The 22958-nt window shown below is 36.5% G+C and carries 21 protein-coding genes and 1 riboswitch; of the genes, 19 read left to right on the top strand and 2 right to left on the bottom strand.

The features are described 5' to 3' along the window. Window positions 1–13 precede the first annotated feature (13 nt). The 6 genes from MHB58_RS10995 (at window position 14) to MHB58_RS10970 (ending at window position 4124) form a co-directional block, all read left to right on the top strand. Complete coding sequence (locus MHB58_RS10995; protein WP_014823609.1) at window positions 14–568, top strand: GNAT family N-acetyltransferase; 555 nt, start codon at window positions 14–16, stop codon at window positions 566–568. 51 nt (window positions 569–619) lie between these two features. Further along, entirely contained in the window at window positions 620–1159 is a 540-nt protein-coding gene (locus tag MHB58_RS10990; RefSeq protein ID WP_340735191.1) for a GNAT family N-acetyltransferase, read from the top strand. Window positions 1160–1184: 25 nt separating this feature from the next. Beyond that, entirely contained in the window at window positions 1185–1607 is a 423-nt protein-coding gene (locus MHB58_RS10985; RefSeq protein ID WP_065215803.1) for a DUF4181 domain-containing protein, read from the top strand. A gap of 77 nt (window positions 1608–1684) precedes the next feature. Beyond that, window positions 1685–2374 (top strand): polysaccharide deacetylase family protein, encoded by a 690-nt coding sequence (locus MHB58_RS10980; protein WP_041865731.1) that lies wholly within the window; start codon window positions 1685–1687, stop codon window positions 2372–2374. A 189-nt stretch (window positions 2375–2563) separates the two neighbouring features. Beyond that, window positions 2564–3091: a sigma-70 family RNA polymerase sigma factor gene (locus MHB58_RS10975; RefSeq protein ID WP_014823611.1), complete on the top strand. Its 528-nt coding sequence runs from the start codon at window positions 2564–2566 to the stop codon at window positions 3089–3091. Then, window positions 3081–4124: an LCP family protein gene (locus MHB58_RS10970; RefSeq protein WP_014823612.1), complete on the top strand. Its 1044-nt coding sequence runs from the start codon at window positions 3081–3083 to the stop codon at window positions 4122–4124. Before MHB58_RS10975 ends, MHB58_RS10970 begins: the two co-directional genes overlap by 11 nt. Before the next feature lie 86 nt (window positions 4125–4210). Here the strand turns inward: MHB58_RS10970 and MHB58_RS10965 are convergent, their stop codons facing one another. Next, window positions 4211–4939 carry a MerR family transcriptional regulator gene (locus tag MHB58_RS10965; protein ID WP_014823613.1) on the bottom strand — a complete coding sequence of 243 codons (729 nt, stop codon included), beginning with the start codon at window positions 4937–4939 and terminating at the stop codon, window positions 4211–4213. A gap of 86 nt (window positions 4940–5025) precedes the next feature. Here MHB58_RS10965 and MHB58_RS10960 point away from each other — a divergent pair, with 86 nt between their 5' ends. The 13 genes from MHB58_RS10960 to MHB58_RS10900 all read left to right on the top strand — a co-directional run bounded on the left by MHB58_RS10960 (window position 5026) and on the right by MHB58_RS10900 (window position 17451). After that, window positions 5026–5730 (top strand): CPBP family intramembrane glutamic endopeptidase, encoded by a 705-nt coding sequence (locus MHB58_RS10960; protein WP_014823614.1) that lies wholly within the window; start codon window positions 5026–5028, stop codon window positions 5728–5730. Window positions 5731–5840: 110 nt separating this feature from the next. Further along, window positions 5841–5940: riboswitch (purine riboswitch) on the top strand. A gap of 107 nt (window positions 5941–6047) precedes the next feature. Next, a complete protein-coding gene (locus MHB58_RS10955; RefSeq protein ID WP_014823615.1) occupies window positions 6048–7343 on the top strand; it encodes an NCS2 family permease in 1296 nt (431 codons plus the stop codon). A gap of 116 nt (window positions 7344–7459) precedes the next feature. Next, complete coding sequence (locus tag MHB58_RS10950; RefSeq protein ID WP_014823616.1) at window positions 7460–8317, top strand: PhzF family phenazine biosynthesis protein; 858 nt, start codon at window positions 7460–7462, stop codon at window positions 8315–8317. Window positions 8318–8506: 189 nt separating this feature from the next. After that, complete coding sequence (locus MHB58_RS10945; protein ID WP_041865875.1) at window positions 8507–9067, top strand: NUDIX hydrolase; 561 nt, start codon at window positions 8507–8509, stop codon at window positions 9065–9067. A gap of 27 nt (window positions 9068–9094) precedes the next feature. Next, window positions 9095–9574 (top strand): NUDIX domain-containing protein, encoded by a 480-nt coding sequence (locus MHB58_RS10940; RefSeq protein WP_014823618.1) that lies wholly within the window; start codon window positions 9095–9097, stop codon window positions 9572–9574. A gap of 61 nt (window positions 9575–9635) precedes the next feature. After that, entirely contained in the window at window positions 9636–10055 is a 420-nt protein-coding gene (locus tag MHB58_RS10935) for a DUF4279 domain-containing protein (protein WP_014823619.1), read from the top strand. A gap of 123 nt (window positions 10056–10178) precedes the next feature. After that, on the top strand, window positions 10179–10382 hold the full coding sequence (locus tag MHB58_RS10930) for a zinc ribbon domain-containing protein (RefSeq protein ID WP_008403962.1): 204 nt from the start codon (window positions 10179–10181) through the stop codon (window positions 10380–10382). A 221-nt stretch (window positions 10383–10603) separates the two neighbouring features. Next, on the top strand, window positions 10604–12247 hold the full coding sequence (locus MHB58_RS10925; protein ID WP_014823620.1) for a glycerol-3-phosphate dehydrogenase/oxidase: 1644 nt from the start codon (window positions 10604–10606) through the stop codon (window positions 12245–12247). Window positions 12248–12359: 112 nt separating this feature from the next. Next, entirely contained in the window at window positions 12360–12926 is a 567-nt protein-coding gene (locus tag MHB58_RS10920; RefSeq protein ID WP_014823621.1) for a glycerol-3-phosphate responsive antiterminator, read from the top strand. 170 nt (window positions 12927–13096) lie between these two features. Beyond that, window positions 13097–13894 carry an MIP/aquaporin family protein gene (locus MHB58_RS10915; RefSeq protein ID WP_008403959.1) on the top strand — a complete coding sequence of 266 codons (798 nt, stop codon included), beginning with the start codon at window positions 13097–13099 and terminating at the stop codon, window positions 13892–13894. Between the two features lie 12 nt (window positions 13895–13906). Then, window positions 13907–15400, top strand: a complete 1494-nt coding sequence (gene glpK, locus MHB58_RS10910) for a glycerol kinase GlpK (protein ID WP_008403958.1) — start codon at window positions 13907–13909, stop codon at window positions 15398–15400. Between the two features lie 261 nt (window positions 15401–15661). Continuing rightward, window positions 15662–16258, top strand: a complete 597-nt coding sequence (locus tag MHB58_RS10905) for a CAP domain-containing protein (RefSeq protein WP_008403956.1) — start codon at window positions 15662–15664, stop codon at window positions 16256–16258. Window positions 16259–16515: 257 nt separating this feature from the next. After that, complete coding sequence (locus MHB58_RS10900; RefSeq protein ID WP_065215810.1) at window positions 16516–17451, top strand: DNA/RNA non-specific endonuclease; 936 nt, start codon at window positions 16516–16518, stop codon at window positions 17449–17451. Window positions 17452–17704: 253 nt separating this feature from the next. On the opposite strand, the gene MHB58_RS10895 is transcribed toward MHB58_RS10900, so the two are convergent. Then, complete coding sequence (locus MHB58_RS10895) at window positions 17705–22225, bottom strand: S8 family serine peptidase (RefSeq protein ID WP_340735190.1); 4521 nt, start codon at window positions 22223–22225, stop codon at window positions 17705–17707. Window positions 22226–22958: the final 733 nt, after the last annotated feature.

Here is a 22958-nt window from a genome sequence, read left to right as displayed (position 1 = left end):
TTGAGGTGTTTTTTTGAGGAAATTCAATGACTACATAGAAACGGACAGACTAGTAATAAGACCCCTTGAAAAAGAAGATTACACATCGTGGTTATCCGCATTTGAAAATAGATTGCCATCACAGCATCAATACGATGAAGGTAAAATAGATATGAGCATTTGTACAAAAGATTGGTTTGGAGATTTGGTAGATCGTCATCAAAGGCTTTCTTCAGAAGATAAAGTTTATGTATTCGGGGTTTTCCGAAAAGAGGATCTTGCGCATATTGGTTCAGTTGATTTTTCCACAATGTTAAGGGATGAATTTCAATGGGCAAGATTTGGTTATACCATCCATAACCAATTTTGGTTACAAGGATATGGAAAGGAAGCTGTAAAAGCTGCGATTACACTAGCTTTTAATAAACTGAATTATCATCGGATCGAAGCACACATAAATCTGGATAACTTTCCTTCTATTAAGTTAGCAGAAAGTGTTGGTCTGCAATTTGAATGTATAAGAAAAGGATTTATTTACGAATTTGACGAATGGACAGATCACCTTATTTACTATATAAATTCGAGGTAACGGATAATAATATAACATCTTGTAATACACAAAGAGAAGGTAGGGATGTTTATGCACAAATTGGAAACTGAAAGATTACCATTAACATTTGATGATTCAGACAGAATTGAAGAATTGGCAGGAGAGTATGATGTAGCAAAGTCTACATTAAATATATCTCATCCATATCCTAAAGGTTCTGCTTCTCAATTTATAGAAAGTATCCAAACTGCAGAACAAAATAATAAGATTGTCATGTTTGCGATTATTAATAAAGAAACAAAACTGTTAATTGGCCTGATTAATTTAAATTTGTCCATCCCGTATCAAAGAGGAGAATTAGCATATTGGATTGGAAAAGAGTATTGGGGAAATGGTTACGGAACCGACGCAGCAAAAGCATTGTTGGAATATGGTTTTAACCAGCTTAAATTAAATAAAATATTTGCAGCTTCATTTACATCAAACACTGGTTCATGGAAGGTAATGGAGAAAATCGGTTTGAAATATGAAGGCACATTAAAGCAACATGTATCAAGATTCGGACAGTTTTATGATTTGACCTACTATGGGTTATTAAAAGAAGAATTCGAAAACATTGCGCAGTTGTGAAGTGAAAATTAGGTGGTGAAAAATCGTGGAAAATGTTTTAACAAATTTGATTTTAATATCGTCAATTTTTGGACTTGTACTATTTTTTATGAATAAGTCTTTAAGAAAATGGCTAAATGTGGAAAAGAAAGAGTTCTTCTCCAATCACTTTGTAAATGAGAAACATAAAAAAATTGATAGGACCATTCGGATTTCTTTTATTGTCTTAATATTGTACGTTTTTTTTATTAATGTCAGCGGAAATCCTTTAAAACACATCTGGTTTCTGCAACCATATATACTTTTGTTTGGCTTAGTTATTGTAACGGAACTAGTCAGAATTGTTATGGAGAAGAGATATTCAAAAAACAAAAATGATTACATTTTTACGTCTGTACAATTAGTGGTTATTTCGTTGTTTTTACTCGCAGTGTTTTCGACAGACTTTTTTGGCTTATTGGCTTGGTAGTAAGTGCTTGTTTTAATAAAGTAGCATATATTTCTACAGTAGTTTTGCTTAAAGGTTATTAAAGAAAGGAACCGAAGATGAAAAAGAAATTAATAATTGGAGTTATATTAATGGCTCTTTTATTTGCAGGGATGTTCAAAGTTACGAAATTAAGAACGTTTCAATTTTTTGGAGGGTTGACCTACCAAGCGGAAACAAAAGACAAGGTTATTGCTTTAACATTTGATGACGGTCCGACCAAGAATGTGGATCAGCTTTTGCCTTTATTGGATGAATACAAGGCTAAAGCTACGTTTTTCCTTATCGGAACTGAAATTGAAAAACATCCCGAAGAAGCTAAAAAAATAGTAGAAGCAGAGCATCAAATTGGAAATCATACGTATTCACATAAAAGAATGGTTTTAAAATCGCCTTCTTTTATTAAAGAGGAGATAGAAAAAACAGACGAACTGATCAGAAAGATTGGGTATAAGGGAGAAATCGACTTTCGCCCACCTTACGGGAAAAAATTTGTTGGGTTACCGTATTATTTAAATCAGCACAACAGGGAGACTATTATGTGTTCTTTAGAGCCGGAAACTTATTACACAAACGTTGATGATAAAGTAGATTATGTACTGGAAAACATTAAACCGGGCTCAATTATTTTGCTTCATCCAATGTATGATCAAACCGGTGGGACAATACAAGTAGTTGAAGCGATTTTAAAGGAACTTACGAGCGAAGGGTATGAATTTGTAACAGTGAATGAACTTCAAGAACGCTGATTTTTTATTGTTACAGTGGGAAATAAAAAAATTAAATACTTCAGACCTGTATCTTTGATTAGTCCATAATCTTAGATATGGGTTTTTTTAGTTTTTTATAATTATATATATTTTTGGAATTTGAACCTGTATGGAATTGACAGTCGTCTAATAGCAGAATTGAAATTGAATTGTAAGGAGGGCAGTATATTGGATAGTGAAGAAAAGAATTATTTATTAGAAAAAATTATGATTGAATATGGGAATGAACTGGTCCGGCTTGCATTTTCCTATGTGAAAGATAAAGAAATCGCGAAAGACCTTGTTCAAAATACGTTTATTAAATGCTACAACAATCTGGATTCGTTCCGATTTGAAGCACAAATCAAAACATGGCTTTACCGGATAACAATTAATGAATGTAAGGATTATTTAAAAAGCTGGCATTACAAAATGGTCCAGGCGAAAAGTTTTATTAATGAAACAACTAAGGCTGTATTACCATCAATAGAAAAAACAGTTATCGATAAATATAAGGAGGAAGAAATTAAAGACATCATTTTTGCACTTTCAAAAATATATCGAGAAGTTGTTTATCTGTATTATTATGATTCATTAAGCACAGAGGAAATTGCTGAAGTTTTAGGGGTTTCTGTAAATACAGTGAAAACTCGATTAAGAAGAGCAAAACAAAGGTTAGAGCCGATGATCAAGGAGGCAGAATTTAATGGAAGATAATCGATTCAGAGAAAAAATAAATTATACGACGAATCAAGAGTTAAATTTCACAAAAGAGGACCGTAATAAAGTATTCGAACAAATCCACAAATCACAGACGGATAATTACAGACAAAAGAAATCTTTTAGTTCTCCTAACAAAAGTATCCCGTTTACAGTTTCTTTGTTAGTGGCAGGTCTTTGTTTATTTTTGTTTCTACCATCAATGCTTCAGGGAGGTGTCAATCAAAACACTAACAGCAGCGATCTTAATACAGAACCCAATACAACAGTTCCAAGTACTACAGGAATAGAAGATGCAAAAGTGTTAACCACTCTAATTACGGTTAAGTCTAAAGAAATGGATAATCGAATCTATCTCAATCTATTACTATCGTACAGTAGAGATAAAAAAAAGATGAAGGTTGTTTCGCTCCCTTATGATACATATGCACCCATAGGAGAAAACTTGGATGGGACTTCAATAAATGATAAATTGTTATTTGCGTATAATTTTGGAGGCGCTGAGAATGTACGAACAACTGTATCAAAATTATTTGATTTGCCAATTGATAATTTTGCGGTGATCGATCTCGACACTTTTTCAACACTCATTGAAACCATGAATGGTATTGAGTATGATTTGCAGGATGATATTACAGTAAGAGGGATAACTCAAGTGGCTTTGGAATTTAAAAAGGGAGTAAATCATTTAAATGGAGAAGAGGTCGTAGCACTGATGATAGCTGCTACTGAGCCAAATAAATTGGATGAGGGTACCCTTTTAACGCTTATCGATGCTGTAATGGATAAAACGGAGAATGAAATTTCATCAATACAAATAAAAGAACCGTTTGCTCAAATAGAAACCAACATTTCTATTGATCAATTACTAGATAATCAAATTGAATTTAAATCAGTAACATCGTTATCTTTAAGTGGTGGAATGATAGATGATGCAATTACAATAAGCAAATCCGAAGGCAAACATATTTACCGGTTTGAAAAGGATTTTTTAAATGCTGTTTCACAACAGTTAACCACATTTAAATAATCTATAAGGGGTTACTATAACCTACTAACAAGATAAAAAAAGGCTCGATTCCACTTTTGGTAATCGAGCCTAGATTAATTTTCTGTTTATTTAGTTGACACATAATTAATACAGCGTTCCACAAACTCCAAGACATCAGTGGAAATCGGATATAGTCCAGTTTCTTCAGCTGGCAGTTTTCTAACCTTCCAGAACTTTTCTATTAAATTGTCGTCCCCTTGAAACGTCATATCTGATAACTCAATTAGCTTATTGGCAATTTCAATGCCCTGCAGCGAATCTGCCTGAATACCTTGGTCTATATAGGATTCAACTTGATTTAATAATAAAATATACTGGTGAGTTATCTCATCATTGTTACTAAGGCTTGGAATCGTATTTTGTAAAAGGATTTTTTCGTCATCCTGAAAATAATCAATCCACTTTCTTGTCGTACTTTGTGATTGTTGAACAAGTTTGGAAATATGATCCCATGATAAATCTTGTTCTACGTCTATCATATTAATTAAAGATGTCGTATTCGCTATACTTGTTTGAAGTTTTGATGATTGTTCCTGCAAATAATTGTAGTGCGAAATAAGAATCTGTTTATACGTTAATTGATCTAAAAGAAGTCGAATTTCCTCTAACGGAAGTGAAAGGGACTTTAAAACAATAATTTTCTCTAATTGAAACAAGTCTTCTTCCGAGTAGTATCGCTTTCCGTGTTCATCTTTAAAACTAGGTGTAAGAAGTTTGATCTGATCGTAATAGCGCAATGTTCGAATCGATATATTTCGTTGTTTACTTACTTCCCCTGTAGTCCATCGTTTCATGTCAGTCCTCCTTAAAAATGCTTGCAGGTTACGTTACGTAATCCAATATAGTGACATTATACCATTTAAAGGAAGAGGGGAAAGGGATGGGAAATAATCAAAACAGTTGGAAAATACAGGATCCTTGGGGCAGTAAAGAATTTATTATATTATTGTTACTGGAGTTTATTTTCGTTATTGGCTTTTTAAAGGTCGTTGTTTCACCGATCTATTCACAATGGCTCAATAATGATTTATACGCTGGGACATTCATGGGACTGACAATAGCGATTATTTTAATAATGGGTGTTTATATTGTTGCGCTCCGTCCGAAAGCGCTTTCTTGGCGTGAAGTAGGACTAACGAGAATGAAAGTGAAAGACTGGAAAATTATCAGTGGTTATTCTGTCATTTTACTAGTTGGCGCGGTCATCATTGTTATACTTACTAGTTTTATCGGGAATACCTGGGAGAATAGCAAAACAGAATCATTACAACAGAATGTGACTTTCCTGAAAGTTCTTATCGCTTTTGTTTCTGCTGCCGTTATATCACCAATTTATGAGGAGCTATTTTACCGTGGTTTTTTATATCGATGGTTACGTACGCGCATTGGATTGTTTGGAGCGATTTTAATCAGCTCCACAATTTTTACGATTGTACATATTCCTGCCTATAATGTAATGCCAGTCAATTTTTTTAGCGGGATTATTTTTGCGCTAGCATATGAACGGACGAATTCGATATGGCCATCCGTGATGATTCATGGTATTACGAATGGTATTATGGTTCTATTGACAAGTTTAGGGTAGTGCTGATTTTTTGCTCTTTTTTGAATATTTTTTTATTGATAAAACAAAAAAATATTACTGTTAATTCTATTGACGATTTAAAATTAACTTGATATTATTCTACTATTGTTTTTAGAAAATATAATATACCTTGTATAAATTCAAGAAGATGGCTTGAAAGTTTCTACCAGCTACCGATAATAGCTGACTACAAGGAATGGGAAATTAATTTTATTTTATTCCATTTTGTAGAGAAGCTTTGGCCATTCGTGGTCAAAGCTTTTTTTATTCTAGGATAATAAAAAAATGCTAATAAATAGCAACTAGGAGATTACAACATGAAAAAATTTTTCGAATTTGCAGAGCGTGGTACTTCTTATAAAACAGAAACACTCGCAGGAATCACGACCTTCTTGTCAATCGCCTATATTTTGATCGTCAATCCGATTATCCTAAGCCAATCTGGTATGGATCACGGAGCTGTATTCACTGCAACTGCGCTTACTGCTATAATCGGCACATTGCTAATGGGTATACTTGCGAACTTCCCAATCGCCATTGCACCGAGTATGGGATTAAATTCATTCTTTACTTTTACAGTTTGTATTGGGATGGGCATTGATTGGCAAGTCACGTTAACAGGTGTTTTTGTGGCCGGCATCATCTTCTTGATTTTAAGTTTATTTAAAATTCGTGAAAAAATTATAAATATTATTCCAAGTGATTTAAAGTTCGCGATTGCTTCAGGGATTGGATTTTTCATCACTTTTGTCGGATTAAAAAACGGTGGCATTATTGTTGGTAATCCAGATACATTTGTGGCGATTGGCGATTTAACTTCACCGATGACGTTATTAGCAATTCTAGGTATTTTCCTTACAATCATTATGTTAGTAAAAGGTATTAACGGCGGTATTTTCTACGCTATGGTCATTACAACAATTGTAGGTATGCTGTTCGGTAAAATTGAAGTACCATCTTCAATCGTTGGTAGTATTCCTAGCCTTGAACCAACATTTGGTGTTGTGTTTGGTCATTTAGATGAAATTTTTACAGCGGAAATCCTGACAGTTATTTTCACGTTCCTTATTGTCGCTTTCTTTGATACAGCAGGTGCATTAATTGGACTAACAAGCCAAGCAGGCATGATGAAAGACAATAAAATTCCGAATATCGGAAAAGGGTTACTTGCCGATTCAGCTGCCGGTGTAATTGGAGCTGTATTAGGTACATCAACACCTGCAACAAGCGTTGAGTCTTCTGCTGGTATTGCTGTTGGAGGAAAAACCGGCTTTACATCAGTAGTTATTGCAGCATGTTTCGTCGTTGCCTTATTCTTCTCACCACTTGTTAGCGTTATTTCTGTGGAAGTAACATCCGCCGCTTTAATTATTGTCGGTGCACTAATGGCCATGGAAATCCGTCGAATCAACTGGACAAAGTTAGAGATTGTCATTCCGGCATTTTTAACAATAATTATGATGCCACTAACTTCTAGCGTGGTAATCGGAATCGGTTTAGGCTTTGTACTTTATCCAATTTGCCTAATCGCACAAAAGCGTGCTAAAGAAGTGCATCCGATTATGTATGTGCTTTGCCTGTTATTCCTTTTATACTTTGCTTTTATCGTATAAAGAGCTTCAAAATAAATGAAATATAAGACATAGGTTAGTTCATTCAGCTAACCTATGTCTTTTTAAATTATAATTATTTTAGGAAATTAAATATTATATAGAGGGGTGAATTAAAATTGTTATATTACGTAATTGATGCATTTACAGAAACAAAATTTGGCGGAAATCCAGCAGGTGTAGTAATCCATGAAGATTTAGACGAAGAGTTTATGCAAAAATTTGCTGCGGAAGTTCGCTTTTCAGAGACAGCTTTTATTAAAAAAATAAACTCTCAAACATTTGAGATAAAGTTTTTTACACCGACTTCACAAGTAGAATTATGCGGACATGCTACAATTGCTTCTTTTAAAGCATTGTTGGAAAACAAGGCAGTTGAAAATAACCATACATATATGATGGAAACACTAGCTGGCACACTATCTGTTGAGGTCAATCAATCATTTATAATGATGGAGCAAGCTAAACCTAAACTAGGGAAAACATTTGATGATTATGAGTATTTAGCGGACCTGTTTAATATTGATAAAAGCCAAATAGGAAGTGCAGATTTTAACTTGGTTCCTCAAGCTTCAAGCACGGGGCTCTGGGATATTATGCTGCCTATAAAAACAAATGAAGTTTTAAATGCGCTAAAACCTGATTTTAAAGCTCTTGCTGAATTTACAAAGGTCAATAAAGTAGGTGGTGTCCATGCATTTACGCTTGATACAAAAGAAGGGGTAGCAATGAGTAGAAACTTTTGCCCGCTCTATGGGATTGACGAAGAAGCCGCAACAGGAACTTCAAATGGAGCTTTAACTTATTATCTTTTTCATCATAAAGTGTTAAATGAATTTAACGAAGAATACACTTTTCTTCAAGGATACAGTATGGATAGACCTTCTTGCATTATTACGAAATTGGTAAATAAAAATAACCCATTAGTTATGGTAGGCGGGAATGCGACTATACTGACAAAAGGGGAAATTTACTAAAGGCTTTAGCAAATATTAATATCTAATTTACGAGCATGAACCTACTACAAGGATCATGCTCGTTTTATGATGAAATGAGAATGAAAAATCAAGTATGATTTGGATAATTATGTTAATATTGAAAAGGTATAGCAAATGGAAAACTTTATTAGAAAGCCTAATTTTTGGCGTGATCTTATGGAGGTTATTATGGATAAATGGAAAACTTTAAAATCAGAGTATATACATAAAAGTCCTTTCGGCAATATTCGAAAAGACGAATGCAAGCTTCCTAACGGTATTGAGATAGACGATTATTATGTAAACGAATATTCTGATTGGGTAAACGCCGTCGTTATAACAAAGGAATACGAGATTGTCCTTGTTGAACAGTACCGTTATGCTGGAAATGAATTTTACCTTGAAGTCCCTGCTGGGAAAATAGAAGAAAATGAAACATACGAGGAAGCAATAATCCGGGAAGTAAGGGAAGAGACCGGTTTTATTTCAAAAAGCAAGCCTATTCTTTTGGGGGAATTCATGGTTAACCCTGCAACGCAAAATAACAAGGTAATTACTTTTCTCTTGCTAGATGCTTTTAAGGAATTCGAACAAGATTTAGATGATACTGAAATACTTACTATTAAATTACTTAATTTTAATGAAATGGACCATTTGATAAAGTCAAAGCAGATTAATACACAATTGTTCACAGCGCATGCTTACTCGATGGCTAAAATGTACCTTATGGAAAAACAAGTGAATATCTAAATATATAGAAGAAAATGAGGTGAGTAAATGTCTCACGTAAGAATACGATGTACAGGATTGATCATCGAAAAAAATTCGATACTTTTAGTGGAGTATGATGATAATGGGATACACTACAATTTACCGGGTGGGGGACTTGAAACTGGTGAGACGATAGTGGAGGGTGTCGCAAGAGAAGTGTTTGAAGAAACTACTGCAGATGTTGAAGTTGGACCGTTAGCATTAATTTATGAGTTTCCCCCACATAAGCAATCCGGTGATTATGATGAGAATACCAAACATGGACTACACCTTATTTTTGAATGTACTTTAAAGAATGGTTCGATCCCCAAATTACCCGAATATCCAGACCTTTATCAAACAGGAGTGAAGTGGATTCCTATAGAGGAATTGGATTCAATCTTGCTGCTGCCTAATATAATACAGCAAATAAAGAACTATATTGATAATAGAAGAAATATTGAATTGATTGAGGATTATCAGTTGGAGAAACTTTTTAAAAAGTAAAAGTAAGTCAATAAAAAATGTCCTTTGAAATTTATAAGAGTATAAATTGAGGTGTTTTATAATGGAAGATTATTGTTCAGAAACGAGGGCATACTTCACTTTATTTGGAGAGGATTTCCCTGTGGAGGAATTCACTAGAGAAATAGGAATCATTCCAACAGAAGCTTACAGAAAAGGTGAGGAATGTATTCGAGGTAAAACAAAACATATAAGATTTGAAACTGCATGGGAGTATGGGCTAGATTATAAAATGACAAACCATCCAGAGGAACAAATTCATACCATTATAAATACACTATATAACTCAATAGAGATTATTAAAAAGTATAAAGATAATTACAATTTGAAATGTAAATTAGTTACGGTTATTTGTTTTAATCGTCAGCAGACTCGTGAGCTTGTTATGAATAATAAAGTAATTGAATTTGCCAATCAAGTAAATGGAGAATTTGAATTCGATATTTATAATGACAACGATTAGAAAGGCTTTTTTAAGAATAGCGTGGATTCCATTTATTGTGTTGAATCGTAATTACTGAAACTTTTTTCAACTCGATTCCGTATGAAAGTATAACTAATCGTTTAGTTGGAGAGGGGAAAATATATGTCTGAAAAAGGCTGTATAAAATGTGGAAGTAAGGATGCAAGCAAGAAAGAAGTGGCGATGACTGGTACAGGGTTATCCAAAATGTTTGATGTTCAGCACAATCAGTTTATAGTCGTTTACTGCAATAACTGTGGATATTCAGAGTTCTATAATAAAAAATCATCTTCAGCCTCAAATATTTTTGACCTGTTTTTTGGTTAATAAGAATAAATGTAGTTTTATTATTAGACTTACCGAATTCTAAATGAACGAAAACAGAACTAATGATGTAAATGTCTTGCATTTTTTCTTGTGTGGCGTTAAGATAAGGTCAAGTTAATAGACCGGTTTGAGTTAAAGAGAGACCTTAAAGAACGCACAAAGCGATATTTGTGTGATGCTTTAAGGTCTCTCTTTTTTGTCTACATTAAGGAGGAATTATTATGTCAACAGCATCAGCTTTACAACGATCAATCATCATGAATGATTTACAGAGCAAAGAATATGACGTTTTAGTTATCGGAGGCGGTATTACAGGTGTGGGAATCGCACTTGATGCCATTACACGCGGTTTATCCGTGGCATTAGTTGAAATGCAGGATTTTGCGGCAGGTACGTCAAGCCGCTCAACAAAATTAGTACATGGCGGTTTACGCTATTTAAAACAATTTGAAATTAAAGAAGTAGCCGAATTGGGAAAAGAACGGGCAATCGTTTATGAAAATGGACCGCATGTAACGACACCGGTATGGATGTTATTACCGTTCCATAAAGGTGGTACATTCGGTAAATTTTCAACATCTATTGGGTTACGTGTATACGATTTCTTGGCGGGTGTTAAAAAATCAGAGCGCCGCTACATGCTAACGAGTGCGCAAACATTAGAAAAAGAACCTTTAGTGAAGCAAGCCGATTTATTAGGAGGCGGGGTTTACGTTGAATACCGTACTGATGATGCACGTTTAACAATTGAAGTGGCAAAATCTGCGATTGAAAAAGGTGCCGTTTTAGCAAACTATACAAAAGCTTCAGGTTTTTTATATAATGATGCGAAAAAAATTATCGGAATTGAAGCGACAGATTTACTCTCTAATGAGACAATTCAAATTCATGCGAAAAAAGTCGTGAACGCAGCAGGTCCATGGGTGGATGATGTACGTAGCATTGAAGGGAAAACAAGCGGTAAACATTTAATTTTATCAAAAGGTGTGCATATCGTATTTGATCAATCGAAGTTCCCGTTAAAGCAGGCAGTTTATTTTGATACACCAGATGGCCGCATGGTTTTTGCGATTCCGCGTAACGGTAAAACGTATGTTGGTACGACAGATACGTTTTATGAAGGTGATCCTCGTAATATGGATATTGAACAATCCGATCGAGATTACATTATGAACGCTATTCACTATATGTTCCCTAATGTAAAAGTAACGGATACAGATATTGAATCAAGTTGGGCTGGTGTACGTCCCTTAATTCATGAAGAAGGGAAAGGACCGTCAGAAATTTCCCGCCACGATGAAGTATGGGAATCCGCTTCAGGCCTAGTTACAATTGCGGGTGGTAAATTAACAGGCTACCGTAAGATGGCGGAAACTGTTGTAGATAAAATTGCTGCTAGCTTAAATTCAGAATTTGGTGTAGCAAGCAAGCCATGTATAACAAAAGACATCCCGATTTCTGGTGGTGAGGTAGGCGGGTCGAAGCATATCCAAACGTTTATTTCGAAAAAGATCGAATCAGGTGTAAAAGCGGGCTTAACGCATGAAGAAGCAGATTATTTAGCCCAGCATTATGGTTCGAATGTTGAAAAAGTATTTAGCTATGTGGCTAACGCAAACGATACGATGCCAAAAGCATTATTTGCACAGCTGCAATATGGCATTGAGCATGAACTTGTGACGACGCCTGTCGATTTCTTTGTGCGCCGTACTGGTAATATGTTCTTTAATATCGCATCGGTATTGGCACATAAAGAGGCAGTCATTACCCATATGGCTCAACAATTAAATTGGACGGATGCCCAATTATCGGAGTTTACAGAACTGTTAAACATTGAAATTAAGCGTGCAACAACCGCAAAATAATGTAAAATAATATTGTGATATAATTTTGGCTCATCGAATGCGTGGAGATTTGAATTAACGCAGCCGATGAGCCATATTAATATAAACAGATTTCTAATTATAGGAGGATGTTATGCCGTTTAATGACCAAAAAATCATACCTGCTGCCCGAACAATTAAACAGTTTGATAAAGTAGTAAAAAGTGAATTTGAATATATCGTATTGCTTGAAGTGCATTTAAGTCATTTGCGTGCACTTAAACAAGAGGCCGAACGTCATGGGAAAAAATTAATTATTCATGCGGATTTAATTCACGGCTTGAAGACGGATAATTTTGCCGCGGATTATTTGTGTAACGATATACGTCCGGCAGGCATAATTTCTACACGCTCCAATATGATTTTAAAAGCGAAATCTCGCGGTATTTTAGCGATTCAACGTGTCTTTTTAATCGATACAATTGCGCTGGAAAAAAGCTATTCGCTCCTTGAGCAAACGGCGCCGGACTTTATTGAATTACTCCCAGGTGTTATCCCGGAAATGATTAAGGAAGTATATACGCATACAGGCATCCCTGTTATTACAGGGGGCTTAATTCGGACGGATGATCAAATTAAGCAGGCATTTGATGCAGGTGCGATTGCCATTACTACATCCAATAAAGAATTGTGGAAACGTTTCCAAAAAGTTGTTGACTAATGAATAATTTCAAACTATTATGATTACTAAGTCAATAAATACGTGGTTGAGTGAAGGAGTCCGCATGTAGCTTTGTTTTACGTGATAACGTAAAACAATTGTTACTTGCGGACTTTTTTTCTTCTAAGTATTTTATGATCGGAATATACATGAGCTAAGGAGGTTATGGAATGTCAACATTTACAGCCGAGTTAGTCGGCACGATGCTGCTAATATTATTCGGTGGAGGCGTTGTAGCGGGAGTTTCATTGCACAAATCAAAAGGTCAAGGTGGCGGTTGGGTCGTTATCACATTTGCATGGGGCTTTGCCGTAGCGATGGCAGCTTATGCAGTAGGAGGTATTAGCGGAGCGCACTTAAATCCGGCATTAACAATCGCTCTCGCAACAATTGGCAACTTTGCATGGGCAGATGTACCATTGTTTATCGTTGCACAACTTCTCGGAGCGTTTTTAGGGGCTGTGTTAGTGTACTTTGTTTATTTACCGCACTGGAAAGGCACAAAAGACAAAGGCGCAAAACTTGGCGTATTCTCTACAACACCGGCAGTAAAGCATATTCCTTCCAACATGATTGCCGAAATGGTCGGCACATTTGCATTAGTGCTGGGGATTTTAGCGTTAGGGACAAATGAAATAACAGCAGGATTAAATCCATTTTTAGTTGGTATTTTAATTGTTGTAATTGGTATGGCATTGGGTGGTCCAACTGGTTATGCGATTAACCCGGCCCGTGACTTAGGTCCACGTATTGCACACGCGATTTTACCGATTCCAGGTAAAGGAGATTCAGCTTGGTGGTATGCATGGGTACCTGTAGTTGCCCCAATTATCGGCGGTGTTTACGGTGCAGTATTCTTTAGCTTCATCTGGAATGGGGCAGATGCAACATTATTCTGGATTTTCAGTGTAGTGGTAGCGGCGATTTTCGTAGCTGCACAAATGACAGTATCAACAGTAGAAGAGTAGGGGGATTTGAGGATGACAGAAAAATTTATGATGGCGCTAGACCAAGGTACAACAAGTTCTCGTGCAATTTTATTTGATAAAAATGGCACGGTATTTCATACAGCACAGCAGGAGTTCCCGCAATATTTCCCGGAATCAGGTTGGGTTGAGCATAACCCGGAACAAATTTGGTCTTCTGTGCTTTCATGTATCGCGGCTGTGTTATCGGAGAAAAATATACTCGCAAGTCAAATTGCAGGGATTGGTATTACAAACCAGCGTGAAACGACGGTTGTATGGGATAAACATACAGGTCATCCGATTTACAATGCAATTGTCTGGCAATCGCGACAAACAGCTGAAATTTGTGAAGATTTAAAAGCGCGAGGCTTAAATGATATGTTCCGAGATAAAACAGGCTTGCTTATTGATGCGTACTTCTCGGGTACAAAGGTGAAATGGATTTTAGACAATGTAGAAGGCGCTCGCGAAAAAGCGGAAAATGGGGATCTTTTATTCGGTACAATCGATACTTGGATCATTTGGAAATTAACGAACGGTAAAGTGCACGTAACGGATTATTCAAACGCATCCCGAACATTAATGTTCAATATTTACGATTTGAAGTGGGATGAAGAGCTTCTTGATATTTTAACAGTTCCAGCATCGATGCTTCCAGAAGTGCGTTCTTCTTCAGAAGTCTACGGTCATACAGATGCGGATAATCTTTTCGGTCAAGAAATTCCAATCGCAGGTATCGCGGGCGACCAACAAGCAGCATTATTCGGGCAAGCTTGCTTTGAGCAAGGAATGGTGAAAAATACATATGGCACTGGTTGCTTTATGTTAATGAACACAGGTGAAAAGGCAGTAAAATCTGATCATGGTTTATTAACGACAATTGCATGGGGACTAGACGGCAAAGTAACGTATGCCCTCGAGGGAAGTATTTTCGTAGCCGGCTCTGCTATCCAGTGGCTTCGTGATGGCTTACGTATGTTCCGTAAAGCTGAGGAAAGTGAAGCATATGCAGCTCGTGTAACATCTTCAGAAGGTGTGTATGTTGTGCCGGCATTCGTTGGATTAGGTACTCCTTACTGGGATTCAGATGTGCGCGGTGCAGTATTTGGCTTAACACGTGGTACGGAAAAAGAGCATTTCGTACGGGCAACACTTGAGTCACTGGCCTATCAAACACGCGATGTATTAGGTGCAATGGAAGCGGATTCAGGAATTCCGTTAAGCACATTACGTGTAGACGGCGGAGCAGTGAAAAATAATTTCTTAATGCAATTCCAGTCAGATCTTTTAAATGTGCCAGTAGATCGCCCGGTTGTAAATGAAACAACAGCTTTAGGTGCTGCTTATTTGGCAGGTTTAGCAGTAGGATATTGGGAGACATTAGATGACATCTCTCACTACTGGAATTTAGACCACAAATTCGAACCTGAGATGGACGAAAAAGAGCGCGAAGCATTATATACAGGCTGGGGCAAAGCGGTAAAGGCGGCACAGGCGTTTAAATAATAAACTTAGTTTCTTGATAAAAAAGAGACCAACAGAAAAACTGTAAGAAAAGCGATTAAGCTTTCTTACAGTTTTTTATTTGAATCATCACTATAACCACTAAATAAATGAAGGTTTAGATTCTTTGTCTTTTAACAAACGATTGTTACAATTGTAATGTTTGTTATCCTTTTGCAAAAGAAGCGCCATCCATTCCCTAATGATTTTACAGTCCCTCTCTAGTAAGCTTGTAATAGACAACTAGAAAGGAATGATTCAAAAATGTTGAAAAAAAGTATCGTGTTGTTGTTTAGTATGATGCTATTTGCTCTACCAGCTACTGCATCTGCAGCTACATATACAGTAAAAAGTGGGGACACGCTTTGGAAGATTGCCTCTAAAAATCAAATCGGTCTAAGCGAATTAATTTCTTTAAACCCTACATTAAAAAATCCGGATATGATCTATGTCGGAGAAAAAATTAATATTTCTGAAAATGAACAGCAAGCAGTAGAAGAGCAAGTAGTTAGCCTAGTAAATAAGGAACGCGCGCAACAAGGATTAGCACCATTAAAAATTGATTGGGAATTAGCACGTGTTGCAAAATATAAGTCACAAGATATGCATGACAAAAATTATTTCAGCCATACAAGCCCAACTTACGGCTCACCATTTGATATGATGAAACAATTCGGTATCAGCTATAAAGCAGCAGGTGAAAATATTGCAAAAGGTCAAAAATCCGCTGCGCAAGTAATGGATGGATGGATGAATAGTTCAGGCCACCGAGCAAACATTATGGATTCGAAATTTACGCATATTGGTGTAGGCTATGTTAAAGATGGTAATTACTGGACACAAATGTTTATAAAAAAATAAAGTCATAAAAGGCAGTTCAAATTTTTGCATAAAGTAAAAATTTGAATTGCCTTTTTTATATCTACTTATTTTGGTATAGCGATATATGAATCGTTTGTTAATAATAAACCTCTCAGCCATCAACAAGTGAAAACGATGATCTTTATTATTGTAATATATTTTACTGTTATCGAAAGGTTAACAATGTTAAACTATGTTGGCATCATTCCAGATTATTAGAATGAACAATACGAACGATTATAGGAGAGTCCTAAAGAATGAAAAAGAAAGTAAACGTATTAATCTTATTATTAATGGCCATCTTTATGGTTGGTTGTACTGATGAAGAAAAAGTGTCCATTACTGATGGAGATATAAAAACACAAGAGGTAACAACCGATAATACAACTGAAAACAGTGAACGTGAAAAAAATACTCCGGTTGTTGATGAATCCCTAGTAGAGGAAACACCAACTCAATCAAATAATGATCAGTTTTCAGGATATAAACTTATTGAAGTGGATGGCGGTAATTTGTCTGGGTATCGTGAATCTAACGTGGTAGTTAACATTGGTTTTGGTGACCGTGAATATTGGGCATTTACGAATGAATACGGGCAATTAGTACGTGTCATTGCGGACAAAATCATACTACAAGATGACGAAAATGAACCTGTATTATCGTCTGGTAGGTACTATGCTGATGAGGCAAAGGTTCCTGGTGTCGAAAGTTCCGTTTTAGATGAAGGACATATTATTGCCGATTCTCTCGGCGGGGTATCGAACGCTTACAACATTACCCCGCAAAATAGTACGCTTAACCGACATGGTGATCAAGCATATATGGAAGACGCGATCCGTAAAGCTGACGGAGCCATTATGTTTGAAGCGATCATCACATATCCGAATACAAAAACGCAGATTCCTTCAAATTATCAGTATACCTATACTTTAAAGGGGAAAAAGATTGTTGATAAATTTGACAATGTGAACCCTGATGAAGTAAACAAATCACTCGGTTTAACAGGTAATGAACCTTCCAAACCAACGAATTCAAACACAAAAGGTGATATTTCCAGTGTTGATACAAATGGGAATGGACAAGTGACGATTAAAGAAGCAAAAGCAGCAGGTTTCAGTATGCCGATAACGAGTGATCATTGGTTATATCCCTATATGCACGATGCCGATAAGGACGGTCTTGTAGGGGAGTAAGCTTCCTGGCTCTATCTGCTTGCGGGTACAGGATTTATTGTAAATGTATGTGTTTTATTATGCGCTAATCTATTTTTCTCAACTATGGGATTATAAATATAGCTACAAAAGAATATTATACTGAAGAAATGCTTTAGTCTCTAATTAACCTTTGTAAATATTTTGTCAAAGAAAACACCCCGAAAGTTAGTTTTTATTCTAACTTTCGGGGTGTAGCTTTAAAGGTTTAAATTTGGGATATTTTCATTTTTTATTAAGGTGTCACTGTTAAGTCTGCATCTTTTAAATTCGGTGTTTCTGTTAATTCTTCCTCTTTAGAAGATTGTTCCTCAGCAGCGGCATCGCCAGCTCCTTCTGTAATTACTGGTAAATTAATATATAATTTACCGGCAGCTTTTTGACGAGTTTCGTTATTAAAGTCATCGATTGCAATTACTTCAATAACTGCTCCGTTTGCAACAGTATCAGCAGGGACTGTCCAGTAGCCTACATAATGACCATTTCCTTGTTCCATCATTGGTAATTCAGTTGCATTTTGAACTACGTTTGTTAATGGCATATGGATTACAAAAGTAGGTTTTAATCCTGGCTCACTATCAAACTCAATTTTAACTGTTCTACCCGTTGTAATGGTAATGTCTGTAGCTGGTTTTAAGTTTGAAATGATTGGTGCATCGAAATCAGCAGTTACAGTAACTGTCTTAGAAACACTGTTGCCAGCTTTGTCTGTAGCTACTACTGTGATTTCATTCGCTCCATTATCAAGAATAACGCGTTTTGAATATTTTCCGTCGCTGATCGTAGCATTTAAGCCATTAACAGTAACTGTGTCAATATTTTCATCTGTAATTAAACCTTCTACAGTAACAGTTTCACGATTGACTTTTTCACCATTAGCTGGTTTGTCGATTGTTAGTTCAGGAGCTATTGTATCTAAAGTCACTAAAATCGGAGTCGATTCACCTGTTACTCGACCATCTAATTTTGAAAGAACTGAAAATTCATTAACGCCTTCAACTAGGTTTGCTTTAATTTCAAATTTGCCATCGTCTCTAACTACTGATGATGTAACTACTTCGCCATTTTGTTTTAACTCAATAGTTGTTGTTGGAGAGGCTGTTCCAGTAATTGTTGTTTCAGGCTCATTTGTAATTGAATTTGTCACTGGAGAAGTGATTATTGGGCCAACTACTTCATAGCTAACGCGTGCGCGAATCATATAGTTTCCTTCGCTTGCAGGAGCTGTAGACCATGCACCTGATACATGCTGATAGCTTCTTGTTGCATTTTTGCCATCTTCATCCGTTGCAAGACCTGGAGTGTTCGGGTTTGCAACTGTTTGGCGGTAAACCATATAGAAGTCATCATTGACAACAATATTATGTTCTGTAAGGTCTACTACTGTCCATTCACCATTTCGAAGAGCCGTTGCATTAATCGGACCAGCTAATTGTTTACCTGGCGTACCGTCTGCACCGGTAGCATCCCAAACTTCAACTGCAAAGGCAGTTCCACCTGGGTTAGGCCATTCAGTTGTCCAAAAACGGAATACACCATCTGTTACAATACCGTTTTCTTTACCTTCAGGAAGAGACATTTTTACTGCCCATGCATTTCCAGCCGCATTGAATGCGCGTGCATTTTCAGGAGTGCCATCATCATAGCCAATTTCTCCACCTGGATATGTGTAGAAAGGTTCAAGAGAAATGCTTAGAGGTGATAATTCACCTGTAAGAGAAACAGGGATTTCTTTTCCATGGTATCCGCGAGCAATTACTTTAAGTGTGTACGAACCTACATATGCTGTAAGGGCAAAGTTACCGTTAGCATCTGTTTGGACAGGTGTGATATTTGCGTCTTCAACTAAAATAACTGTTGCACCTTCAATCGCATCTCCTGTTGATTCGTCAGTAATTGTACCGCTTATTGTATTTTGTTCAATTTCATCTAATGTGAAATTCGCAGTAGAAGTGCTATCCGCCTCAATTGTGACTGTTTGTACTTCAGATGTGAAACCGTAAGCCTCTGCTTTTACATTAAATGTGCCCGTACCATGTGTGAGTTTGTATGAACCATCAGCTGGACTTGAATATACCGAACGTCCTGATTCTAGGACACTTACTTGAGCTCCTAATGGAAGAAGTGTTGGATTGTTGATTACTTCAATCTCAGGTGCCTCAACTTTAGAAAGTACATCAGGTTTAATAGTCGTTGGATCTACAGCTTCTTTTAATGCATCTTTTTCTTTCCCGTTACCTATATTGCCATTATTACCGTTGTTGCCATTGTTCCCATTGGTATTTCCTTTATTGCCGTTGTCATTTCCTTTACCATTTCCGTTGCCATTATTATTGTTTTTACCTTTAGAAACTTTCCCAGTTTGAGATACGCTAGCTAATGCCACATCATCAATATACCAGCCATCTCGTTGTACACTAGAATCTGAAAATGCATTGAAACCAATATAGATACGTTGTCCAGCATAGTCTGATAAATCAACCTCTGCGTCTAACCAACTATTTGATATACCTTGAACCATTAATAATTGTGTCCAGTTTTCTTGGTCTGTTGACACGAATACATGTCCATAATCATACGCTCTACCAGAACTAGCTTGTTCAAAGTTATGCCAATGTTTAAATTGTAAATATGAGTTTCCTTCAGGCAGGTCAATTGGAGGCGCAACAAGTGTCGCGTTCATGCTGTTTGCATATGTGCCAGATAAGTTTGTTGCATACACCTTTTCACCTGAGGCAGCATTTCCTGGACCAGATGTTGGTACACCCCAGTCCCAGCTATCATTCGTACCAAATGAGTACCAGCCAATCGGTTGAGTTTCAAAGTTTTCAGAATAACCAACAGTGATCCCTGGTTTTACTTCTACAATGTATTCATCACTATTTACTTCATTGTTACCAAAGTCATTAATTGTCCATTTGTACGTAAATGAATTACCAGAGATTAATTCGCCCGGTATAACAACAGCGAATTCACCAGCTTTATGATCGCCCGATTTACGTCCAGCCGGGATTTGTTGCCACGTATTATTTTCATCTTTGTAGTTAAGTAATACTGAGGAAACACTAATATTATCACTTACTGCAACAGTTAAATTTAAATCCATCCCAGCATAAGTTTCATGTGGGGCTGTATGATCGAATTGAGGTGCTTCAATATCAGTTCCTGCTTTTGTGACTTGACCTTCAAGTGTACCTAATCCTGAAATAATTGAAGAAACAGCTTCATATGCGTCCACTAATCCATAACCATATCCATGGTTAGGCGTAGTAGGGTATTGACTATCTGTTAATGGATTAGCAGTGTCTAGAAGAATCTGTTCCATTTCATCTACTGTTAAATTTGCATTCACTTGACGTAAGAGGGCAGCCACACCTGATACAGCAGGACCGGCCATCGATGTACCATTCCAACCACCTTCATAACCTCCACCCGGAACAGATGAACGAATGTTAACACCAGGAGCAGAAATGTCTGGTTTAGTTTCAGCATAAGGGGAAGGACCACGTAGAGAGAAATTACCAACTAAGTTATTAATGTCCGTTGCGCCTGTAGCAAATGATTCCGGATAGTTGGCTGGTGCAGCAACAGATCCAGCTCCACCTGGATTTGTGAACGTTGTATTACCTGCAGAGAATTCGGGGAAGATTTCTGCTGCACGCCAGTTAATAACAACATCACGGTACCATTCGTCTAATCCAGCCCCACCGCCCCAAGAGTTATTCACGACATCTGGCGCCATATCAACGCGCGGGTTTCCGTTAGCATCTGTAGGTGTTAAAATCCATTGAGCTGCCTCTAATAGATCGGCATCTGTTCCACCGCTTGCAGTGAAAGCTTTAACAGCAATATATTTCGCCCCTGGTGCAACCCCAATTTGATTTGAGCCATTTTGTTCACTACCGACCATTGTACCAGTAACATGTGTCCCATGGTCTACGTCGTCATATGGAGTAGCTCTTCCTGCTGAAGTCGAATCATACCAGCTATAATCATGAGAAACTTCTCCAGTGGCTTTGTTATAGCCGCGGTATTTTTCTTTTAAAGCTGGATGATCCCATTGAACGCCCGTATCAATACTTGCAACTACTGTACCTGAACCATCTATGCCCATTTCCCAAACTTCAGGTGCATTGACCCGTTCAATATTCCACTCAACGTTTGCAACTTCTGCATTTGGGGTTACAGCATTTTCAGTTTTGGTTGTAAAGAGCTGACGTGTTTCATTAGGTAAAATTTTCTCCACTTCTTCGAATGTAGCGATTTTTTCTGCCACTTCCTGAGTTGCTGTAACAGCAATTGCATTTACGATATAAAAGGATGTAATATCTGTTGCATTGCCACTAGCCGCTTCTTGATCAAGGAATTGCATTACTGATTGTTGAGATTCAATAGAAGTCGCCTTTAATTCAGAGACAACAGCAGAACGTTGAATCAACTTTGCATTTAGAGCAGATAAGTTTGATTCATCCGCCTTTTGGCGAGCAGCCTTAGCAACTACGGTAGAATTCGCCTTATCTTTAAATTTGACTAAGAACGTTACTTTGTTCTCCTCTTTGAAATTTTCAAGTAAGCGTTTATTCAATTTTTCGCGTGCAGAACTAAAAGTACCGCTCGAACTCGAATCTCTAAATGATTCATAGAGTTGATTGGAAGTTGTTTGTGCGCTAGCAACACCTGGTGTCAATAAAGAAAATGTCATCGCTGCAGTAGCAAAAATACTAAGTGCTTTTTTAGAATTTTTTTTCTTCCTCATTTGTATTCCTCCTTCGATTTTGAATTCACTTTGTACCTCTAATAGTAATTTGAAGCTGTAGGTTGTACTTTAAGAACAACCTTTCCTCCTTTCTTTATGCTTTTTAGGGTAGAAATTACTAATTTGTGAACTTAAATTCTCTAGATGTAAGTACTATGTTAGATTATCGAAAAAGGTTTGTTTATCGTATTATGTCGAAAATTTTAGATGAAAAATTTTTTGAAGTTAATTGACTATTTTTTTAAGGGGAAAGAGGGCAATGAGACATAGTTGGACAATTATGGAAATCGGTAATAGTAAGGTTAAGCTGATTACTGAGATTTCGTAAAAATAATAAATCATATCTCCCATTGCGAAAAAAGATTAGTTTAACCTATAAAAAGGGCAATAGGTCTAAAGGTTAATTTTTTATTTTAGGTTGTAAGAGGGACTTTTTGTTCACTTAACTAATAGTTAATTGTTATTCTTAAGTAGGAAAAGGTGACAAATATTCATCGGTTAATTTGTTGGAATGTTCAGTATTTTAATTGAGTTAGAGAATTAGTGGTTTAAACATTTAAAAAATAAAGTAATCAAAATGTTATTTTCGACTAATTAATCGATAAATTTGAGGGGGAATAAAGTCTCGTGAGCTATCTGTATATATTTCACTAGGTTTAGGTTTTAGTTAAAATTTCGCTTTTTTATAATGAAGTTATTTTTTGGAATTGTCGAAATTTGTAAATAGGATACT

The organism is Solibacillus sp. FSL K6-1554, from assembly GCF_038005185.1.
Taxonomy (GTDB): Bacteria; Bacillota; Bacilli; order Bacillales_A; family Planococcaceae; genus Solibacillus; species Solibacillus silvestris.
The sequence above is the reverse complement of the archived record's forward strand: the minus strand, read 5'-3'. Positions and strand labels throughout refer to the sequence as shown.

What these genes read in the sequence shown, in the direction of transcription:
- MHB58_RS10925 (WP_014823620.1), top strand. Translation starts at nt 10,604, where the DNA reads ATGTCAACAGCATCAGCTTTACAACGATCAATCATCATGAATGATTTA.
- MHB58_RS10965 (WP_014823613.1), bottom strand. Translation starts at nt 4,939, where the DNA reads ATGAAACGATGGACTACAGGGGAAGTAAGTAAACAACGAAATATATCG.
- MHB58_RS10905 (WP_008403956.1), top strand. Translation starts at nt 15,662, where the DNA reads ATGTTGAAAAAAAGTATCGTGTTGTTGTTTAGTATGATGCTATTTGCT.
- MHB58_RS10935 (WP_014823619.1), top strand. Translation starts at nt 9,636, where the DNA reads ATGGAAGATTATTGTTCAGAAACGAGGGCATACTTCACTTTATTTGGA.
- MHB58_RS10970 (WP_014823612.1), top strand. Translation starts at nt 3,081, where the DNA reads ATGGAAGATAATCGATTCAGAGAAAAAATAAATTATACGACGAATCAA.
- MHB58_RS10990 (WP_340735191.1), top strand. Translation starts at nt 620, where the DNA reads ATGCACAAATTGGAAACTGAAAGATTACCATTAACATTTGATGATTCA.
- glpK (WP_008403958.1), top strand. Translation starts at nt 13,907, where the DNA reads ATGACAGAAAAATTTATGATGGCGCTAGACCAAGGTACAACAAGTTCT.
- MHB58_RS10980 (WP_041865731.1), top strand. Translation starts at nt 1,685, where the DNA reads ATGAAAAAGAAATTAATAATTGGAGTTATATTAATGGCTCTTTTATTT.
- MHB58_RS10930 (WP_008403962.1), top strand. Translation starts at nt 10,179, where the DNA reads ATGTCTGAAAAAGGCTGTATAAAATGTGGAAGTAAGGATGCAAGCAAG.
- MHB58_RS10960 (WP_014823614.1), top strand. Translation starts at nt 5,026, where the DNA reads ATGGGAAATAATCAAAACAGTTGGAAAATACAGGATCCTTGGGGCAGT.
- MHB58_RS10955 (WP_014823615.1), top strand. Translation starts at nt 6,048, where the DNA reads ATGAAAAAATTTTTCGAATTTGCAGAGCGTGGTACTTCTTATAAAACA.
- MHB58_RS10940 (WP_014823618.1), top strand. Translation starts at nt 9,095, where the DNA reads ATGTCTCACGTAAGAATACGATGTACAGGATTGATCATCGAAAAAAAT.
- MHB58_RS10900 (WP_065215810.1), top strand. Translation starts at nt 16,516, where the DNA reads ATGAAAAAGAAAGTAAACGTATTAATCTTATTATTAATGGCCATCTTT.
- MHB58_RS10915 (WP_008403959.1), top strand. Translation starts at nt 13,097, where the DNA reads ATGTCAACATTTACAGCCGAGTTAGTCGGCACGATGCTGCTAATATTA.
- MHB58_RS10895 (WP_340735190.1), bottom strand. Translation starts at nt 22,225, where the DNA reads ATGAGGAAGAAAAAAAATTCTAAAAAAGCACTTAGTATTTTTGCTACT.
- MHB58_RS10920 (WP_014823621.1), top strand. Translation starts at nt 12,360, where the DNA reads ATGCCGTTTAATGACCAAAAAATCATACCTGCTGCCCGAACAATTAAA.
- MHB58_RS10945 (WP_041865875.1), top strand. Translation starts at nt 8,507, where the DNA reads ATGGATAAATGGAAAACTTTAAAATCAGAGTATATACATAAAAGTCCT.